This is a genomic window from Amycolatopsis sp. N2S4-7, assembly GCF_058119595.1.
Genome location: NZ_CP172299.1, coordinates 9,010,872 through 9,026,927, shown reverse-complemented (window position 1 = coordinate 9,026,927; position 16,056 = coordinate 9,010,872). Strand labels below are relative to the sequence as shown.

15 protein-coding genes and 2 tRNA genes are annotated in these 16,056 nt (G+C 70.6%); 7 read left to right on the top strand and 10 right to left on the bottom strand.

Translation table 11 applies throughout. The features are described 5' to 3' along the window. Positions 1-33 precede the first annotated feature (33 nt). Positions 34-4,701 (top strand): HAMP domain-containing protein, encoded by a 4,668-nt coding sequence (locus tag ACH54P_RS42450; protein ID WP_489916952.1) that lies wholly within the window; start codon positions 34-36, stop codon positions 4,699-4,701. Here ACH54P_RS42450 and ACH54P_RS42445 read toward each other — a convergent pair. Continuing rightward, positions 4,653-4,726 (bottom strand) — tRNA-Gly (locus ACH54P_RS42445). The genes ACH54P_RS42450 and ACH54P_RS42445 overlap by 49 nt on opposite strands. A 79-nt stretch (positions 4,727-4,805) precedes the next feature. Here ACH54P_RS42445 and ACH54P_RS42440 point away from each other — a divergent pair. Together ACH54P_RS42440 and ACH54P_RS42435 are read left to right on the top strand one after the other, a co-directional pair. After that, positions 4,806-4,882: transfer RNA gene (locus ACH54P_RS42440), tRNA-Pro, on the top strand. 340 nt (positions 4,883-5,222) lie between these two features. Further along, entirely contained in the window at positions 5,223-5,693 is a 471-nt protein-coding gene (locus ACH54P_RS42435) for a hypothetical protein (protein WP_489908945.1), read from the top strand. Positions 5,694-5,722: 29 nt separating this feature from the next. On the opposite strand, the gene ACH54P_RS42430 is transcribed toward ACH54P_RS42435, so the two are convergent. Genes ACH54P_RS42430 through ACH54P_RS42420 form a run of 3 tightly spaced genes read right to left on the bottom strand, consistent with a single transcriptional unit; the run spans position 5,723 to position 8,075 of the window. Continuing rightward, positions 5,723-6,385, bottom strand: a complete 663-nt coding sequence (locus ACH54P_RS42430) for a maleylpyruvate isomerase family mycothiol-dependent enzyme (RefSeq protein ID WP_489908944.1) — start codon at positions 6,383-6,385, stop codon at positions 5,723-5,725. Positions 6,386-6,399: 14 nt separating this feature from the next. After that, complete coding sequence (locus ACH54P_RS42425) at positions 6,400-7,275, bottom strand: alpha/beta fold hydrolase (RefSeq protein ID WP_489908943.1); 876 nt, start codon at positions 7,273-7,275, stop codon at positions 6,400-6,402. Further along, the gene (locus ACH54P_RS42420) at positions 7,272-8,075 is read right to left on the bottom strand and encodes an NAD(P)H-binding protein (protein ID WP_489908942.1); all 804 of its coding nucleotides are present in this window, start codon (positions 8,073-8,075) and stop codon (positions 7,272-7,274) included. Before ACH54P_RS42420 ends, ACH54P_RS42425 begins: the two co-directional genes overlap by 4 nt. A 67-nt stretch (positions 8,076-8,142) precedes the next feature. Here ACH54P_RS42420 and ACH54P_RS42415 point away from each other — a divergent pair, with 67 nt between their 5' ends. Beyond that, positions 8,143-8,514 carry a winged helix-turn-helix transcriptional regulator gene (locus tag ACH54P_RS42415; protein ID WP_489908941.1) on the top strand — a complete coding sequence of 124 codons (372 nt, stop codon included), beginning with the start codon at positions 8,143-8,145 and terminating at the stop codon, positions 8,512-8,514. 178 nt (positions 8,515-8,692) lie between these two features. On the opposite strand, the gene ACH54P_RS42410 is transcribed toward ACH54P_RS42415, so the two are convergent. From ACH54P_RS42410 to ACH54P_RS42400, 3 genes are all read right to left on the bottom strand, one after another. Further along, positions 8,693-10,261 (bottom strand): carbohydrate-binding protein, encoded by a 1,569-nt coding sequence (locus ACH54P_RS42410; protein ID WP_489908940.1) that lies wholly within the window; start codon positions 10,259-10,261, stop codon positions 8,693-8,695. 118 nt (positions 10,262-10,379) lie between these two features. Beyond that, positions 10,380-10,826 carry a nuclear transport factor 2 family protein gene (locus tag ACH54P_RS42405; protein ID WP_489908939.1) on the bottom strand — a complete coding sequence of 149 codons (447 nt, stop codon included), beginning with the start codon at positions 10,824-10,826 and terminating at the stop codon, positions 10,380-10,382. 5 nt (positions 10,827-10,831) lie between these two features. Then, entirely contained in the window at positions 10,832-11,707 is an 876-nt protein-coding gene (locus tag ACH54P_RS42400) for a TIGR03619 family F420-dependent LLM class oxidoreductase (RefSeq protein ID WP_489908938.1), read from the bottom strand. A 146-nt stretch (positions 11,708-11,853) separates the two neighbouring features. On the opposite strand from ACH54P_RS42400, the gene ACH54P_RS42395 reads away from it, so the two are divergent. Beyond that, a complete protein-coding gene (locus tag ACH54P_RS42395) occupies positions 11,854-12,672 on the top strand; it encodes a hypothetical protein (protein WP_489908937.1) in 819 nt (272 codons plus the stop codon). Positions 12,673-12,747: 75 nt separating this feature from the next. On the opposite strand, the gene ACH54P_RS42390 is transcribed toward ACH54P_RS42395, so the two are convergent. Both ACH54P_RS42390 and ACH54P_RS42385 read right to left on the bottom strand, forming a co-directional pair. Continuing rightward, on the bottom strand, positions 12,748-13,557 hold the full coding sequence (locus tag ACH54P_RS42390; RefSeq protein ID WP_489908936.1) for an Fpg/Nei family DNA glycosylase: 810 nt from the start codon (positions 13,555-13,557) through the stop codon (positions 12,748-12,750). Beyond that, entirely contained in the window at positions 13,557-14,030 is a 474-nt protein-coding gene (locus ACH54P_RS42385) for a ribose-5-phosphate isomerase (protein ID WP_489908935.1), read from the bottom strand. The genes ACH54P_RS42390 and ACH54P_RS42385 overlap by 1 nt, the downstream gene beginning before the upstream one ends. A 45-nt stretch (positions 14,031-14,075) precedes the next feature. Between ACH54P_RS42385 and ACH54P_RS42380 the strand changes: the two genes are divergently transcribed. Then, the gene (locus ACH54P_RS42380) at positions 14,076-14,303 is read left to right on the top strand and encodes a hypothetical protein (RefSeq protein WP_489908934.1); all 228 of its coding nucleotides are present in this window, start codon (positions 14,076-14,078) and stop codon (positions 14,301-14,303) included. Positions 14,304-14,584: 281 nt separating this feature from the next. Continuing rightward, positions 14,585-15,394, top strand: a complete 810-nt coding sequence (locus ACH54P_RS42375; RefSeq protein ID WP_489908933.1) for an MBL fold metallo-hydrolase — start codon at positions 14,585-14,587, stop codon at positions 15,392-15,394. 7 nt (positions 15,395-15,401) lie between these two features. Here the strand turns inward: ACH54P_RS42375 and ACH54P_RS42370 are convergent, their stop codons facing one another. Next, positions 15,402-16,022, bottom strand: a complete 621-nt coding sequence (locus tag ACH54P_RS42370; RefSeq protein ID WP_489908932.1) for a mycothiol-dependent nitroreductase Rv2466c family protein — start codon at positions 16,020-16,022, stop codon at positions 15,402-15,404. Positions 16,023-16,056 lie beyond the last annotated feature (34 nt).

Sequence of the window (16,056 nt, the reverse complement as noted above, 5' to 3'; positions counted from 1 at the left end):
CTGGCGCATGCGTGGTGGAGAGGGTCGGCACACATGACAACGGAATCCCAGAGCGAAGCGGCGGCACTGGAGCGGGTGCTCGTCGCGGTGCGGGATCTCGGGGACGGCAACTTCCGCCGGCGGCTCGTGCCGCACGGCGACGGTATCTCGGCGCAGCTCGCGGTGGCGTTCAACGACATCGCGGAACGCAACCAGCGGCTGGTCAGCGAGCTGCTGCGGGTGCGCGCGGCCGTCGGCCAGGAAGGCAGGCTCAGCGAGCGGCTCGAGGGCGAGGTCGGCCCCGGCGGCTGGGCCACCGCCGTCGACAGCGTGAACGGCCTGGTCGAGGACCTCACCCGGCCGGCGATCGAGCTCGACCGGGTGCTCGGCGCCGTCGCCGACGGCGACCTGTCCCAGCCCATGACCCTGACCCTCGACGGCCGCCCGCTGCAGGGCGCGTACGCCACGCTGGCGAAGACGGTCAACGGCCTCATCGCGCAGCTGTCGCGCTTCGCCGCCGAAGTGACGAGGCTCTCCCGCGAGATCGCGGGTGAGGGACGTCTCGGCGGCCAGGCGGTCGTCCCGGGCGTGTCCGGGACGTGGCGCGACCTGACCGACTCGGTCAACTTCATGGCCGACAACCTCACCGAGCAGGTCCGCAACATCGCGCAGGTCACCACCGCCGTCGCGCGCGGCGACCTGACCCAGAAGATCAACGTCGACGCCCGCGGCGAGATCCTCGAGCTCAAGAACACCATCAACACGATGGTCGACCAGCTCTCGGCGTTCGCCGACGAGGTCACCCGCGTCTCCCGCGAGGTCGGCAGCGACGGCAAGCTCGGCGGCCAGGCCCAGGTGCCGGGCGTCGCCGGGACGTGGCGCGACCTCACCGACTCGGTCAACCTGATGGCCGACAACCTCACCGACCAGGTCCGCGGGATCTCGCAGGTGGCGACCGCGGTGGCCAACGGCGACCTGACGAAGAAGATCGACGTCGACGCCCGCGGCGAGATCCTGCAGCTGAAGAACACGCTCAACACGATGGTCGACCAGCTCTCGGCGTTCGCCGGCGAAGTCACCCGCGTCGCGCGCGAGGTCGGCAGCGACGGCAAGCTCGGCGGCCAGGCCCAGGTGCCGGGCGCGGCCGGGACGTGGCGCAGCCTCACCGACTCGGTCAACCAGATGGCCGACAACCTCACCGACCAGGTCCGCAACATCTCCCACGTGACCACGGCCGTGGCGAAGGGCGACCTGACCCAGAAGATCACCGTCGACGCCCGCGGCGAGATCCTCGAGCTCAAGACGACCATGAACACCATGGTGGACCAGCTGTCCGCCTTCGCCGACGAAGTCACCCGGGTGGCGCGCGAGGTCGGCACCGAGGGTCAGCTGGGCGGGCAGGCGCAGGTCCCCGGCGTCGCCGGCACCTGGCGCGACCTCACCGGCTCGGTGAACTTCATGGCCAACAACCTGACCACCCAGGTCCGCAACATCGCCCAGGTCGCCACCGCCGTCGCGCGCGGCGACCTGACGCAGAAGATCGCGGTCGACGCCCGCGGCGAGATCCTCGAGCTCAAGACGACGCTGAACACGATGGTGGACCAGCTGTCCGCGTTCGCGGACGAAGTCACCCGAGTGGCGCGCGAAGTCGGCACCGAAGGCAAGCTCGGCGGCCAGGCCACCGTGCCCGGCGTCGCCGGGACCTGGAAGGACCTCACCGACAACGTCAACTTCATGGCGAACAACCTGACCGACCAGGTCCGGAACATCGCCACGGTGACGGCGGCGGTCGCGAAGGGCGACCTGACGCAGAAGATCACCGTCGACGCGCGCGGCGAGATCCTCGAGCTCAAGACCACGCTGAACACGATGGTCGACCAGCTGTCCGCCTTCGCCGACGAAGTCACCCGCGTCGCCCGCGAAGTCGGCACCGAAGGCAAGCTCGGCGGCCAGGCCACCGTCCGCGGCGTCGCGGGCACGTGGAAGGACCTCACCGACAACGTCAACGTCATGGCCGACAACCTGACCGACCAGGTGCGCAACATCGCCACGGTGGCGAGCGCGGTGGCCAACGGCGACCTGTCCAAGAAGATCCGGATCGAGGCCCAGGGCGAGGTCGCGGCCCTGGCCGAGACGCTGAACGGCATGGTCGAGACGCTGCGCGCGTTCGCCGACGAGGTCACCCGCGTCGCCCGCGAGGTCGGCACCGAAGGCATCCTCGGCGGCCAGGCCCGCGTCCCCGGCGTCGCCGGGACCTGGAAGGACCTGACCGAGAACGTCAACTTCATGGCGCACAACCTGACCAGCCAGGTCCGCAACATCTCGCAGGTCACCACCGCCGTCGCGAAGGGCGACCTGACGAAGAAGATCGACGTCGACGCCCGCGGCGAGATCCTCGAGCTCAAGACCACGATGAACACGATGGTCGACCAGCTCTCGGCGTTCGCCTCCGAGGTCACGCGCGTGGCGCGCGAAGTCGGCACCGAGGGCAAGCTGGGCGGCCAGGCCGAGGTCGACGGCGTGTCCGGCACCTGGCAGCGGCTCACCGAGAGCGTGAACCAGCTGGCCGGGAACCTGACCACGCAGGTCCGCGCGATCGCGCAGGTGGCGACCGCGGTGACGGCGGGCGACCTGACCCGGCACATCACGGTCGACGCGTCCGGCGAGGTCGCCGACCTCAAGGACAACATCAACCAGATGATCGCGAACCTCAAGGAGACGACGAGGACCAACCGCGAGCAGGACTGGCTGAAGACGAACCTCGCGCAGCTGTCCGGGCGGATGCAGGGGCACCGCGACCTCGCCTCGGTCGCCGCGCTGATCCTGTCCGAGCTGGCGCCGCTGGTCCGCGCGCAGCAGGGCGCGTTCTTCCTGGCCCGCGACGACGACCGCGACGGCACGGTCCTCGAGTGCATCGCCGCCTACGGCCTCGCGCAGTCCCGCGCCGGGCTGCGGTTCGCGATCGGCGAGTCGCTGATCGGGCAGGCCGCCGTCGACCAGCGCACGATCCTGGTGCGGGAGGCGCCGCCGGAGTACGCGCTCGTGTCGTCCGGGCTCGGCGCGGCCGCGCCGGTGAACCTCATCGTGCTGCCGGTGCTGTTCCAGGGCGAGGTGCTCGGGGTGCTGGAGCTGGCCTCGGTCAACGAGTTCAGCACGGTGCACCAGGACCTGCTGGAGCAGCTGCGGCACACGATCGGCGTCAACGTGAACACGATCCTGTCCAACTCGCGGACCGAAGCGCTGCTCACCGAGTCGCAGCGGCTCGCGCAGGAGCTGCGGGCGCGGTCGGAGCAGCTGCAGGCCCAGCAGGGCGAGCTGCGGCGGTCCAACACCGAGCTCGCCGAGAAGGCCGCGCTGCTGGCCCAGCAGAACCGCGACATCGAGGTCAAGAACAGCGAGATCGAGCAGGCGCGCCAGGAGCTGGAGGAACGCGCCGGGCAGCTGACGGTCGCGTCGCAGTACAAGACCGAGTTCATGGCGAACATGTCGCACGAGCTGCGGACGCCGCTGAACAGCGCGTTGATCCTGGCGAAGCTGCTGTCGGAGAACCCCGAGGGCAACCTGACGGAGAAGCAGATCCAGTTCGCGAAGACGATCTACGCGGCGGGCTCGGACCTGCAGCAGCTGATCAACGACATACTGGACCTGGCGAAGGTCGAGGCGGGCCGGCTGGACATGCAGATGTCCGACATCACGCTGCCCGAGCTGGTGGACTACGTCGAATCGCTGTGCCGCCCGCTGACCGCGGACAAGGGCCTCGAGTTCGCCGTCCACATCGACCCCCCGGTGCCGGGCAGCGTCCACACCGACGAGCACCGGCTCCAGCAGATCCTCCGCAACCTGCTCTCGAACGCGGCCAAGTTCACCGACGAGGGCGGCGTCCGCCTGCACATCCGGGCCGCCGACCCGGCCGAGGTGGAGCAGGAATCGCTGAAGAACGCGCCGGGCATCATCGCGTTCGCCGTCGAGGACACCGGGATCGGGATCCCGGAGGAGAAGCTCGCGGTCATCTTCGAGGCGTTCCGCCAGGCCGACGGCACGACCAGCCGCAAGTACGGCGGCACCGGCCTGGGCCTGAACATCAGCCAGCAGCTCACGGAGCTGCTCGGCGGCGAGCTGCGGGTGGTCAGCGAACCGGGCGTCGGTTCGACGTTCACGCTGTACCTCCCGGTGGCGGCGGCCAACCTGATCGACCCGGTGACGGCCCTGTCGACCCCCCGCCTGCCCCCGGTCCCGAGCACGGTCGTGGTGGCGGCCCCCGACGTCGCCCCGAAGCGCTTCCACGGCGAAAAGGTCCTCATCGTCGACGACGACCTCCGGAACGTGTTCGCCCTGGCCGCGGTGCTGGAACAGGCCGGCCTGGAGGTCATCTACGCCGAAACGGGCGTCGACGGCATCCGCGCCCTGGAGCGCAACGAGGACACGGCCCTCGTCCTGATGGACGTGATGATGCCCGAACTGGACGGCAACGCGACGATCGCGGCGATCCGCGCGGAAGCGGCCAACGCCGATCTCCCGGTGATCGCGGTGACGGCCAAGGCCACGGCGGAGGACCGCGCCCGCACCCTGGCCAGCGGCGCGGACGACTACATCACGAAGCCGGTGGACACGGACAAGCTCCTGGACGTGATCGCGGCCTCACTGGAGGCCGACGCCGCGTCGTCGTACGAAACTGGAGCGGGTGACGGGAATCGAACCCGCGTAGCTAGTTTGGAAGACTAGGGCTCTACCATTGAGCTACACCCGCGTGCCCCCGGAAGTACCCGGGTGCATCGCTAGCTTAGCGTGACGCGCTAGGCTGATCACACACCCCCCTGGGGGTGCCACGGGATGTGGCGCAGCTTGGTAGCGCATTCGCTTTGGGAGCGAAGGGTCGCAGGTTCAAATCCTGTCATCCCGACCAGTTTTGAAGCTTTGACCTGCGGAAACGCCAGGACCCCCGTCCAGACGGAAGCCCGGCGTCTCAGTTTGCGTCTCTGTACAAGCTGTTATACGGGGTTGGACAACCACGCCCGGCGTCCGGTTGCGACGGAGCCCGCGGCCGCCTGGCCTCGTCCCGCAGGAAGATCGGTGATTCCGGCTCGGCGAAGAGGTGCCACCCACGGCGCAGCCCGAGAACATACGGACACATTCTCAAAACTTTCCGAAAACGGACGTTACGCAACTGGATCCAGAAGCGACTGTGACATCAACCGGACGGGCTCCGAGTCCGCCAACCCGCCAGCACCTGGCAGGAGTGCACAGTGCCGAACGTAATCGCAAACCTGTTCAATCGGGGAAATACCGATAATGCGACGGATCCGATCCCGGCCGGCGCGACCAATCTGACCCTCGGCACCGCGTTCGTCGGTGCGGTGACCCTCATCGTCAACCAGTTCACCGGCTGGAGCACCAAACTTCTCGGCCCCAACCCCAGCTCGGGGTCGCAGGCTGCGCTGGCGATCGCGATCATCGGTGCCATGGCAATAGTTTTCGCCTCGGATCTGCTCGCCCGTGGTTACGCCTCCGGACATGCAACGACGCCGACCGCGGCCGAAACCCCGTCAGAGCCCAAGACCGCGGAAAGCACCGTCATCACCGTGTCGATTCCCGAACTGCCCAACGCGGAAGAGCACAACTGGCGGGTTGTTCAGGTCGAGGGAGACAAGGTGCTTCTGATCAAGAAGGACCAGCCGGCGCAGTGGCACCTGATCAGCAAGGTTCGTGGCGAGTAATCGGCTTGCCTGGCAGCCAGCTCGAATCGTCAGGCCGCGGCCGCCCCGTCTGGCCTCGCCTGCCGCTGGCGGGCCAGCTCCAAGCCTGGGCCCGTGAGCCGGTCATACGCTGCCGGGCGGTTCGTCAGCAGGAGGAGGAACGCCGTTGCGGGCCCTCTTACCTCCAGGCCTGACCCGACGTCCCACTCTGCGTCCTCCGCCACCATGCGGATCCCCGCCAGTTGCTTGCGCGGGTTGAACGGGAACCGGAGCTTCCAGAGGCTGCCCAAGCCCGCCACCGCGTCCTCTGGGGGGATCCGCACCTCGCGGCCCAGGACCAGCGCGATGTCCTGCGTGTGCGTCAACACGTCCATGATCGTCGAGTCCGGGCCCGCTCCCGGAGCCGGCGGCACCCGGCGGGACGCGGCGAACTCGCGCAGCTGCGCCACGATCGAGGCGGGCGGTGCCGCGGCCAGGCGCCGGGCCGAGTCGCGGACCATGCGGTTGAAACTGCCCCTCGCGCGGATCGCCTCGCGGAACCAGTCCCCCGCGCCGAACTGGGCGTTGCCCGCCACGTGCGCCGCCACGTCGCGGATCCGCCACCCCTCGCACAGCGAAGGCCGCTCCCAGTCCTCGGCGGACAAGCCGTCGAGGAGGTCCGCCAGCCGCAGCCGGCCCTGCTCCACCCCGGACCACGTCCGTGCCACGTCCATGCGGGAGTCCTTGCCTACGAGGGAACCGGCCGCCCACGACGATACGAGCGCTCCCCGCCGCCGGGTTGTCCCAGATTGCGCGGTCCCGTGCCGATGTCGCCCCAGCCGGGTCCGGACAACCACGTCGCCAGCGTCTGCGCGACCAGCTCCGGCCGGTCCTCCGGGGTGTGGTGGCCCGCCACCACCGGGTGGTGCACCACCTCCAGCGCCGCGAAGTTCGCCGCGCACCAGTCGATCATCGGCTGCGTGAGCATCGTCCCGTGACCCGGCTCGAACGTGATCAGCAGCTTCGGGACCGCCGGGGTCGCCCCCAGCCAGCGGCCGAACGCCTCGATCCGGGCCACCACCGGAGCCGGTTCGCCCCCGAGCGGCAACGAGCGCGCCCACCGCAGCAGCGGGACACGCGACTCGCGGGTTCCGTACGGCTTCGCGTACTCCGGCGGAAGCCCGGCGAAGACGTCGCCGTCCAGGACCAGGGACTCGCCCACCCCCGGCGTCTTGATCGCGCGGAACAGCTCCGCGCCCGCCGGCGGGAACTCCTCCCACGACATCGGCTTCAGGACCGCTTCGGTGAACGCCAGCCCCCGGACGCGCGAGGGGTGGCGCGACGCCCAGTCCGCCGCCAGCGCGCCACCCCAGTCGTGGCCGACCAGGACCACGTCGTCCAGGTCGAGGGCGTCGAACCAGGCGTCCAGGTAGCGCGCGTGGTCGTCGAACGAGTACTCGATGTCCGGCTTCGCCGAGTCGCCCATGCCGATCAGGTCCGGGGCCAGCCGCCGCCCCGGCAGGGACGGCATCACGTTGCGCCACAGGAAAGACGACGTCGGATTGCCGTGGAGGAACACCAGCGGTGCACCGGTGCCGGACTCGCGGTGCGCCAGGACCGTCACTTGAACACCCCCGCGAACCGCGCCGCCCACTCCGCGAACGGCTTCGGCGCGCGGCCGAGTACCCGCTCCACATCGGGGCTGACCTGCTGCTCGCCCGCCGTCGGAGCGCCCAGGACGTCCAGCGTCACGTCCACGACCTGCGCGGGCATATGAGCCAGCATCGCCGCGCGCGCCTCCTCGCGGGTCTGCGAGACGAACCGCACCGGCTCGCCCAGTGCCTCCCCGATCGCCGCGGCCTGCTCCCGCGGCGTGATCGCGGACGGCCCGGTCAGCACGTAAGAAGCGCCCGCGTGCCCGGCTTCCCGCAACGTCGCCGCGGCAACCGCCGCGATGTCGTCCGGGTCGACCACGGGCAGGGCGACGTTCCCGAACGGCGCGACGACCTCCCGCGACGAGCGCACGCTTTCCGCCCACTGCAAGGTGTTCGAGGCGAACGCGGCGGGCTGCAGCATCGTCCACTCCAGACCCGAGCCGCGCACGGAGTCCTCCAGCACCGCCGGGTGCCGTCCGGTCGCGACTCCCTGGGACGACAGCAGCACCACCCGGCCCACACCCGCCGCTTTCGCGCGCCCGAGCACCTCGTCGAGCGGCACGAACGCCCCCGACACCATCAGGAACACCGCCGACGCGCCTTCGAACGGCAACGTCCCGGGCTCGGCCAGATCCCCTTGCCGGACAACGACTCCCGGCGGCGCGTCGGCGATCCGGCGGGACACCGCCGTCACCTCTTCGCCCGCCTCGGCCAGCTTGCGCACCAACGGTGCTCCGACATTTCCCGTAGCTCCCACGATCACGATCATGGGACGGACGCTACCTTCGCCGGTATAGTAGGTACCTAGAGGAAAGTATTGGCTGGAGGCCCGAAAAGTGATCAGGACCACAGCGACCCCCGAGCTGGCCTGCCCGATCGCCCCGGTGGTCGACATCGTCTTCAGCCGCTGGACGACACCGATCCTGTGGGCGCTCCACGAGTTCGGGCGGCAGCGGTTCGTCGAGCTGGAGCGCCGCATCGCGACGATCACGCCGAAGGTCCTCACCCAGCGGCTGCGGCAGCTGGAGCGCGACGGCCTCGTGGTGCGCACCTACCACGCCGAGGTCCCGCCGCGGGTGGAGTACGAGATCAGCGAGCTGGGCCGCAGCCTGGGCCCGTTGTTCGCGACGCTCTCCGAGTGGTCGGGCAACCTCGGCAAGGTCGAAGCGGCGCGAGAGGCCTACGACTCCCGCGGTTCGGCCAGGTAGTCCTCGCCCGCGGCCACGTCGGCCGCCGACGCCGTCGCACGCTCGCGGGCGAGCGCCGCCGAAAGGATCTTCACCGCCTGCCGGCCCGAGGAAGTGCAGGTGCAGGTCCTCCCGGCGCAGCGTGACGTCCGGGTTCGGGCGGAGCCGGCGGCAGGTCCGCCCGAACCCGAGCATCGCGCTACCGCGGCACGTCCAGGTAGTCGAGGTTCGCCGGGCCGTCGGCGGTGGTCGCGGTGACGCGGACCGTGTGCGGGCCCGCGGTCAGGTTCACCGCCTTCGTCACCGTGCTCCACGTCGTCCACGCGCCGGTCGGCGGGAACGGCACCCCCGCGGCGACGACCGTCCCGTCGACCGCCACGTCCACCGGGCGCGCCGCCGTCGTGCCGTTCGCGTAGCCGAACGTCAGCGCCGACGCCGGCCCGGTCACCTGCCATTCGACCGAGCTGCCGACGGCGTTGGCACCGTTCGCGAAGCCGGTCCCCGAGAAGCCCGCGTGGTTCGCGTCGACCGTGCCGCCCGCCGAGAGCGTCGCGGATTCGGCTTCGTAGCGCGTCGCGGTGCCGGCCTTGGAAACGCGGTACAGCACCGTGGCGTGCGACGGCACCGACGCGCTGATCGCGCCCGTGGTGGTCCGGGTCGCCTTGCTCCACAGGTCTTTCAGCGTGTACGACGTCGCGCTGCCGATGCCGGTCGCGGCCGCGGTCGTGCTGATGGTCGCCGTCGCGGCGGTTTCGTTGGACAAGGCGACCGCGCGATCGCCGTTGGCCAGCACCTTGCTGTAGACGACGAGGCCGGCGTTCGCGCTCAGCACGGTCGCCTGCTTGCCCAGCGGGTCCTGGTCGAGCGCGATGACGTCGGTGTTCTTGAGGATCGCGAAGTCGGCGTCCGACACCTTCCGCAGGTCGCTGCCGATGAGCAGCGGCGCCGCCATCATCGCCCAGAGGCCGAAGTGCGTGCGGTACTCCGCCGCGGTCATCCCGCCGTTGCCGACCTCCAGCATGTCGGGGTCGTTCCAGTGGCCGGGCCCGGCGTACTGCGCGAGGCCGCGGTTGGCCTGCGCCTTGCCGATCATGCTCGACCACTTGTCGGAGATGTCCCCGGTGGTGCGCCACAGGTTCCCGACCGGCGCGGCCCACGTCCACGGCTTGTTCTGGCCCCACTCGCAGATCGAATACGCGATGGGGCGGCCGGACTTCGCGAGCGCGTCCCGCATCGCCTTGTAGCGCTGCTGGGCGTCGACGCCCTGGTTGTTGCAGTTGTCGTACTTCAGGTAGTCGACACCCCAGGAGGCGAACAGGTTCGCGTCCTGCTGCTCGTGGCCGAGCGCGCCGGGGAAACCGGCCTTGTTGCAGGTCTTCGTGCCGGCACTGGTGTAGATGCCGAACTTCAGGCCCTTCCCGTGCACGTAGTCGGCGAGTGCCTTGATACCGCTGGGAAAGCGCGCCGGGTCGGGCACGAGGTCGCCCGCCGGATTGCGCGACGGCAGCGCCCAGCAGTCGTCGATGTTGACGTAGGTGTAGCCGGCGTCCTTGAGCCCCTTGCTCACGAAGGTGTCGGCGACGCCCTTGATCATCGCCTCGTCGAACTCGGGACGGCACTGCGTCGAGTTCCAGTTGTTGAAGCCCATCGGTGGCGTCCGCAGCAGCCCGTTCTCGAGGGCGAGCGCCTCGGGCTGGCAGAGGACGAGACCGCTGGCCGCGATCGCGAGCGCGGCGGCCGCGCCCGCGATGCGCCGAAGTGAGGACATGCGTACTCCCGGAGGTGGAGACATCAGAGGTCTGCACCCGTTAGTAAAGAGACTTGCCTAACCGGGAGTCAAGAGATCATGTATCAGATATGAGATCGGGTTTCCGCTGGCCGGGACGCTATTCGGTCGCCTGGCGCGCCGTCGCCATCGCGCGCTCGGTCTCCCAGAACGCCCGCATCGACCGGACCAGCCCGTCCTCGCCGACGCGGTAGACGAACACCCCGTCGGTGTCGACGCGGTAGCCGCCCGGCAGGTACGTCGTGATCGTCCCGACGTTGGCGCACTCGTCCCCCGCGGCGTGCGAGTCGCGGATGACGAACTCGAAGCGCTCGACGTTGGCGATCGTCATGTCCCAGAACGCGCTGATCCCCTCGCGGCCGTGGTGGCCCTTGCCCTCGGCGTCGAACATCGAGGGCCCGACCGGGTCCTCGACGACGGCGTCGGGCGCGAACAACGCCAGCCAGGCCTCCTTGTCCCCGGCCGTCACCGCGGTCATCGACGCGAACGCCGCGCGCCGCGCCGGCGGCTGCTCTTTCCCGGTGTCCCAGCTGACCTGCACGCCCATGGGTGTCACTCCTCGAACTTCGCGATGATCTCGGCGCCGAACTTGCGGATGGACTCGAGCTTCGGCTCGACCGGCGCGTCGAACCCGACGCCGTCGAACACCCACGGCATGGTGATGACATCGGTGACGCCCGCCTCGGCCTGCTCGCGGTAGCCGTCGAGGCCGAACTTGTCGATGCAGACGGCCTGGTACTCGAACGGGTCGCCGGCGCGGCCGCGCTCGGCCAGCAGCTCCTTGAGCCGGGCGATGGTGTCGCGCAGCTCCTCGAGCTTCATCATCGCCGACGACCAGCCGTCGGCGACGCGGGCCGCGCGCTTCAGCGCGACTTCGGTGTGGCCGCCGATGTAGAACGGCACCCGGCTCGGCGGCGCCGGGCTCATCTGGATCTTGTCGAAGTCGTAGAACTCGCCGTGGTACTCGACCATGCCGCCGTCGAGGATCAGCCGGAGCACGTCGATGGCCTCGTCGACGCGCTTGCCGCGCCGCTCGAACGGCACGCCGCAGTACTCGAACTCCTGCGGCAGCCAGCCGACGCCGAGCCCGAGGCCGAACCGGCCGCCGGTGAGCACCGCCGCCGACCCCACCTGGCGCGCCAGCAGCACCGGGTTGCGCGAGCCGAGCTTCAGCACCGACGTGTAGAAGCGGATCCGGCTGGTGACCGCGCCCATCGACGCGGCCGCGACGAGCGGGTCGACCCACGGCGTCTCCGCGGTCCAGAACCGGCTGCCGTCCGGGGTGTACGGGTAGTCCGTGTCCACCGTTTCGGCGTAGAAGAGCGAGTCCGGCAGGGCGATGGAGGCGAAGCCGGCCTCTTCGGCGGCCCGGGCGAGCTCGCCCAGCTGATCGAGGGGGTTCATCGCGATCGACAGGGTGAACTTCATGCGTCGAACTATAACGTGTTCTAGTTTCTTCGGCCAGGTCCGACGGTGTGCCGGATCACTTACCGGGAACCCTCCGCGTAACGTCCGCGTTGTCCGAATCAAAGGTGACTTCCCGTCACCGACGCCCGAACTTCTGGGAGTGGTCCATGGGCACCGCGATCTTCCTGATCGTGCTCGTCGTCGTGATCGTCGGTGGCGGCCTGTATTTCTCGCGGCAGCGGGCCGCGGCCCGGCAGCGGGAGCTCGACGACGCCAAGGCCGACGCCCGCCGCCTGGTCGAGCGGCTCGGCGGGCAGGTCCTCAACCTCAACGGCAACGACACCGCGTCGATGCAGGCGATGGCCGACGCGAGCGAGCGCTACAACGCGGCCGGCTCCCAGCTGGAGCAGGCCCGCACGATCGAGCAGGCCCGGCTGGTCAAGGACACCGCCGTCGAAGGCCTCTACTACGTCCGCGCCGCGCGCGTCGCGATGGGCATGGACCCCGGCCCGCAGCTGCCGGAGGAGGCCGAGCGCGAGCGCGCCGGCAAGGTCACCGAGCGCCGCGACGTCGACGTCGAGGGCCAGCACTACGCGGCCTCGCCGGACGCGGGCCAGGACACGCCGTACTACTACCCCGGCGGCCGCGTGGCCGGGCGACCGGTGCCGCAGGGCTGGTACAGCGAGCCGTGGTGGAAGCCCGCGCTCGTCGCCGGCGCCTGGGGCCTCGGGTCGATGTTCCTGTTCAGCGCGATGTTCTCCGGCATGGGCGGCATCGCCAGCGCCTCGGCGTGGGAGTCGGGCTACGACGCGGGCCAGCAGGACGCGCTGGAGTCCGGTGACGCGGGCGGCGACGGCGGCGACATGGGCGGAGACGGCGGAGGCGACTTCGGTGGCGACGCCGGCGGCGGCGACTGGGGCGGCGGTGGCTTCGACGGCGGCGGCTTCGACGGCGGCGGGTTCGACGGCGGCGGCTTCGACTTCTGAGGCCCCGGCTTCAAGCGCCCCGATGTGGTTTTGGTTGCGTCCGACGCACCGAACGCCGCATCGGGGCGTTTTGCGTCAGGCCGGCTGGCAGGTGGGGCACCAGTAGAGGTTCCGGCCCACCAGCTCCGACGTCGCCACCGGCGTTCCGCACACCAGGCAGGGCTCGCCGGTGCGGCGGTAGACGTACACCTCGCCGCCGTGGCGGTCCACCCGCGCTGCCCGCCCCATCGCCTCCGGGAGGTGTTCCGGGCGGACCGTGTCGATGCGGCCCACGCGGACGCCGGCCCGCATCAGCGTCACCAGGTCGGTCCACATGGCGTCCCACAGCGCCCGGTCGAGGGCCCTGCCCGGCGTGAGAGGCGCGACGCCGTGGCGGAACAGCACCTCGGCGCGGTAGACGTTCCCGACGCCGGCGAGCACCGCCTGATCCATCAGCAGCGCCGCGATCGAGACCTTCGAGCGCGAGATGCGCGCCCAGGCCAGGTCGGGTTTCGCGTCGCGGCGGAGCGGGTCGGGGCCGAGCCGCGCCTTGATCGCGTCCGCCTGCTCGGGCGCCAACAGCTCGCACCGGTTGGGCCCGCGCAGGTCCGTCCAATGTGTCCGGCCGGCCAGCCGCAGCCGCACCTGGCCCACCGGATCCGGCACGGGCAGCGTGGACTCGCCGAAGGTGCCGTAGAGGCCCAGGTGGATGTGGACGACCCCGTGCGGCCCGTAGTCGTGGAAGAGGTGCTTGCCGTGCGCCTCGGCGCCGACGAACACCCGACCGTCCAAACGGGACGCTTCGGCGGCGAACCGGCCTTGCGGGCTGCTCACCTCGACCGGGGCGCCGGCGAACCGGCGCTGGTGCAGCCGCGCGAGCCGGTGGAGCGTGTGCCCCTCGGGCATCAGGCCTCCGGCAACGCCGGCGGGATCCCGGTGCGCTCGTAGTCCAGCAGCTGCTGGACGCGGCGGGCGTGCCGCTCCTCCGGCGAAACCTCCGTCGCGAGGAAGGCCTCGACGATCTCGGTGGCCTCCTCGGCGGTGTGCATCCGGGCGCCGACGCCGATCAGCTGGGCGTGGTTGTGCTCGCGGCACAGCTTGGCGGTCTCGACACTCCAGGCCAGGCCGGCCCGCGCGCCGGGGACCTTGTTCGCGGCGATCTGCTCACCGTTGCCGGAGCCGCCGACGACGATGCCCCGGCTGCCCTCGTCGGCCACCACGCGCCGCGCCGTCTCGACGCAGAACGCCGGGTAGTCGTCGGCCGCGTCGTAGACGTGCGGGCCGATGTCGGTGACCTCGTGGCCCTGCTTCTCCAGGTGAGCCACCAGGTGGTTCTTCAGCTCGAAACCGGCATGGTCGGATCCCAAGTAGACACGCACGGCTGGGAGTCTGCCACCACGCTCCGTTTCGGGCATGCTCCGGGGGTGGGCATCTGGGAGCAAACCGGCCACGACGTCCGGTTCGATTGGGGCGCCGAAGGCGTGGCCGCGCTCGGCCGCGAATGTGGTGTGCTGGTCATCGTCGACGTGCTCTCCTTCAGCACGACCACGGACCTCGTGGTCGGCCGCGGCGGCCGCGTGCTGCCGCTCCGGTGGCGCGACGAACGCGGCGGCGAGGGCGGCCGGGCAACCGTCCGGCAGCGTCTTCTGTGACGGAAATCCCTCCGGGCCGCTGCTCGCGCTGCCCAACGGCGCGACCCTGGGCGACGCCGCCGCAGCGACCGGCGAGCACACGCTCGTGGCGTCGAGGACCAGCTGGCCGCCGGGGCGATCGCCGGGCACGAGCTGTTCACCGAGGCGGCGCTCGCGGCACGGTCCGTTGACGTCGCGGCTCGGGCAGGCTGCGTGGCTCTGGCAGGCTGCGTACCGGGGCGCGAGCTGATCGAATCCGACGTGAGCGGGACCGCTCCCGTCCTGAGCGAAGGAGTACTGGCATGACCGACCGCTGGATCGAGGTCGCCGACGGCGTCCACGCCCGCCGCTACGCGGAGCTGGACCTGACCGTCGGGCTGGTCGTCGGCGCCGAGCGGTGCCTGGTCGTCGACACGCGCGGCGACCTCGAGCAGGGCGCCGAGCTGGCCGCCGCGGTCCGGGAGATCACGCCGCTGCCGTGGGCGGTCGTCTACACGCACGCGCACTTCGACCACGCCTGGGGCACCGAGGCGTTCCTGCCCTGCGAGATCTGGGCGCACGAGCGCTGCGCGGCCGAGCTGAGCGCGGACGCCGGGGCCGCCAAGGCCAAGTGGGTGGCCCACTACCGCAAGGAGGGCAGGCCGGAGATCGCCGACGCGATTTCGCGCACGACCATCGCGGCGCCGGACCACACCTTCACCGGCCGCGTCGAGCTGGACCTGGGCGGCCGCACGGCGGTCCTGCTCCACCCGGGCCGCGCGCACACCGACCACGACGTGGTGGTGCACGTCCCGGACGCGGCGGTCGTCTTCGCCGGCGACGTCGTCGAGCACGCCGAGGCGGGGTTCAGCGCGTTCTCGTTCAGCGACGAGACCGACCTGACCGCCTGGCCGGACACGTTCGACGCGATCCTCGCGCTGGAACCCCGCGTCGTCGTCCCCGGCCACGGCGACCCGGTCGACGCGGACTTCGTGCGCTACCACCGCGACGGCCTGCACGAGCTGATCACGCTCAAGGCGGGCCTGGGCCGCGGCGAGACGACCGAGGTGGCCGCCGTGGCCGCGTCCCGCTACCCCAGCGACGTCACCCTGGCCGCCCTCGCGACCCCCTGAAAGCGGCTCAGTCGAAGTTCAGTTCGCCCGAACGGGTGCGCTTGAGTTCGAAGAAGTCCGGGTAGCTCGCCAGCGCGACGGCGCCGTCGAACACCTTCAGGGCGTCTTCGCCGCGGGGGATGGAGCTCAGCACCGGACCGAAGAACGCGACGCCGTCGATGTGGATCGTCGGGGTGCCGACGTCCTGGCCGACCGGGTCCATGCCCTCGTGGTGGCTCTTCTTCAGCGCCTCGTCGTACTCGGTCGAGTACGCGGCTTCGGCCAGCTCGGCGGGCGCGCCGATCGCGGCCAGCGCCTCCTTGACGACCACGTCGTAGTCCTTGTTGCCCTGGTTGTGGTAGCGCGTGCCGAACTCGGTGTAGTACTCGCGCAGCACCTCTTCGCCCTTGAGCTGCGACAACGCCACGGCCACCCGCACCGGGCCCCAGCCCTTCGCCAGCAGTTCCTTGTACTGCTCGGGCAGCTCGTCCCGGCCTTCGTTGAGCACCGACAGGCTCATGATCCGGAAGTGCAGGTCCAGGTTGCGGTGCTTCTCCACCTCCAGGATCCAGCGGGAGGTGATCCACGCGAACGGGCAGATCGGGTCGAAGTAGAAGTCGACCTTCGTGGGCTGCTCGGCAGCGGTCATCGGGGTGCTCCTGTGCGAAGTCGGGTCACGGCTG

Coding starts and splice junctions, on each gene's coding strand:
- ACH54P_RS42450 (WP_489916952.1), top strand. CDS start 34: ATGACAACGGAATCCCAGAGCGAAGCGGCGGCACTGGAGCGGGTGCTC.
- ACH54P_RS42430 (WP_489908944.1), bottom strand. CDS start 6,385: ATGGACGTGGCACGGACGTGGTCCGGGGTGGAGCAGGGCCGGCTGCGG.
- ACH54P_RS42420 (WP_489908942.1), bottom strand. CDS start 8,075: ATGATCGTGATCGTGGGAGCTACGGGAAATGTCGGAGCACCGTTGGTG.
- ACH54P_RS42410 (WP_489908940.1), bottom strand. CDS start 10,261: ATGTCCTCACTTCGGCGCATCGCGGGCGCGGCCGCCGCGCTCGCGATC.
- ACH54P_RS42405 (WP_489908939.1), bottom strand. CDS start 10,826: ATGGGCGTGCAGGTCAGCTGGGACACCGGGAAAGAGCAGCCGCCGGCG.
- ACH54P_RS42400 (WP_489908938.1), bottom strand. CDS start 11,707: ATGAAGTTCACCCTGTCGATCGCGATGAACCCCCTCGATCAGCTGGGC.
- ACH54P_RS42395 (WP_489908937.1), top strand. CDS start 11,854: ATGGGCACCGCGATCTTCCTGATCGTGCTCGTCGTCGTGATCGTCGGT.
- ACH54P_RS42390 (WP_489908936.1), bottom strand. CDS start 13,557: ATGCCCGAGGGGCACACGCTCCACCGGCTCGCGCGGCTGCACCAGCGC.
- ACH54P_RS42375 (WP_489908933.1), top strand. CDS start 14,585: ATGACCGACCGCTGGATCGAGGTCGCCGACGGCGTCCACGCCCGCCGC.
- ACH54P_RS42370 (WP_489908932.1), bottom strand. CDS start 16,022: ATGACCGCTGCCGAGCAGCCCACGAAGGTCGACTTCTACTTCGACCCG.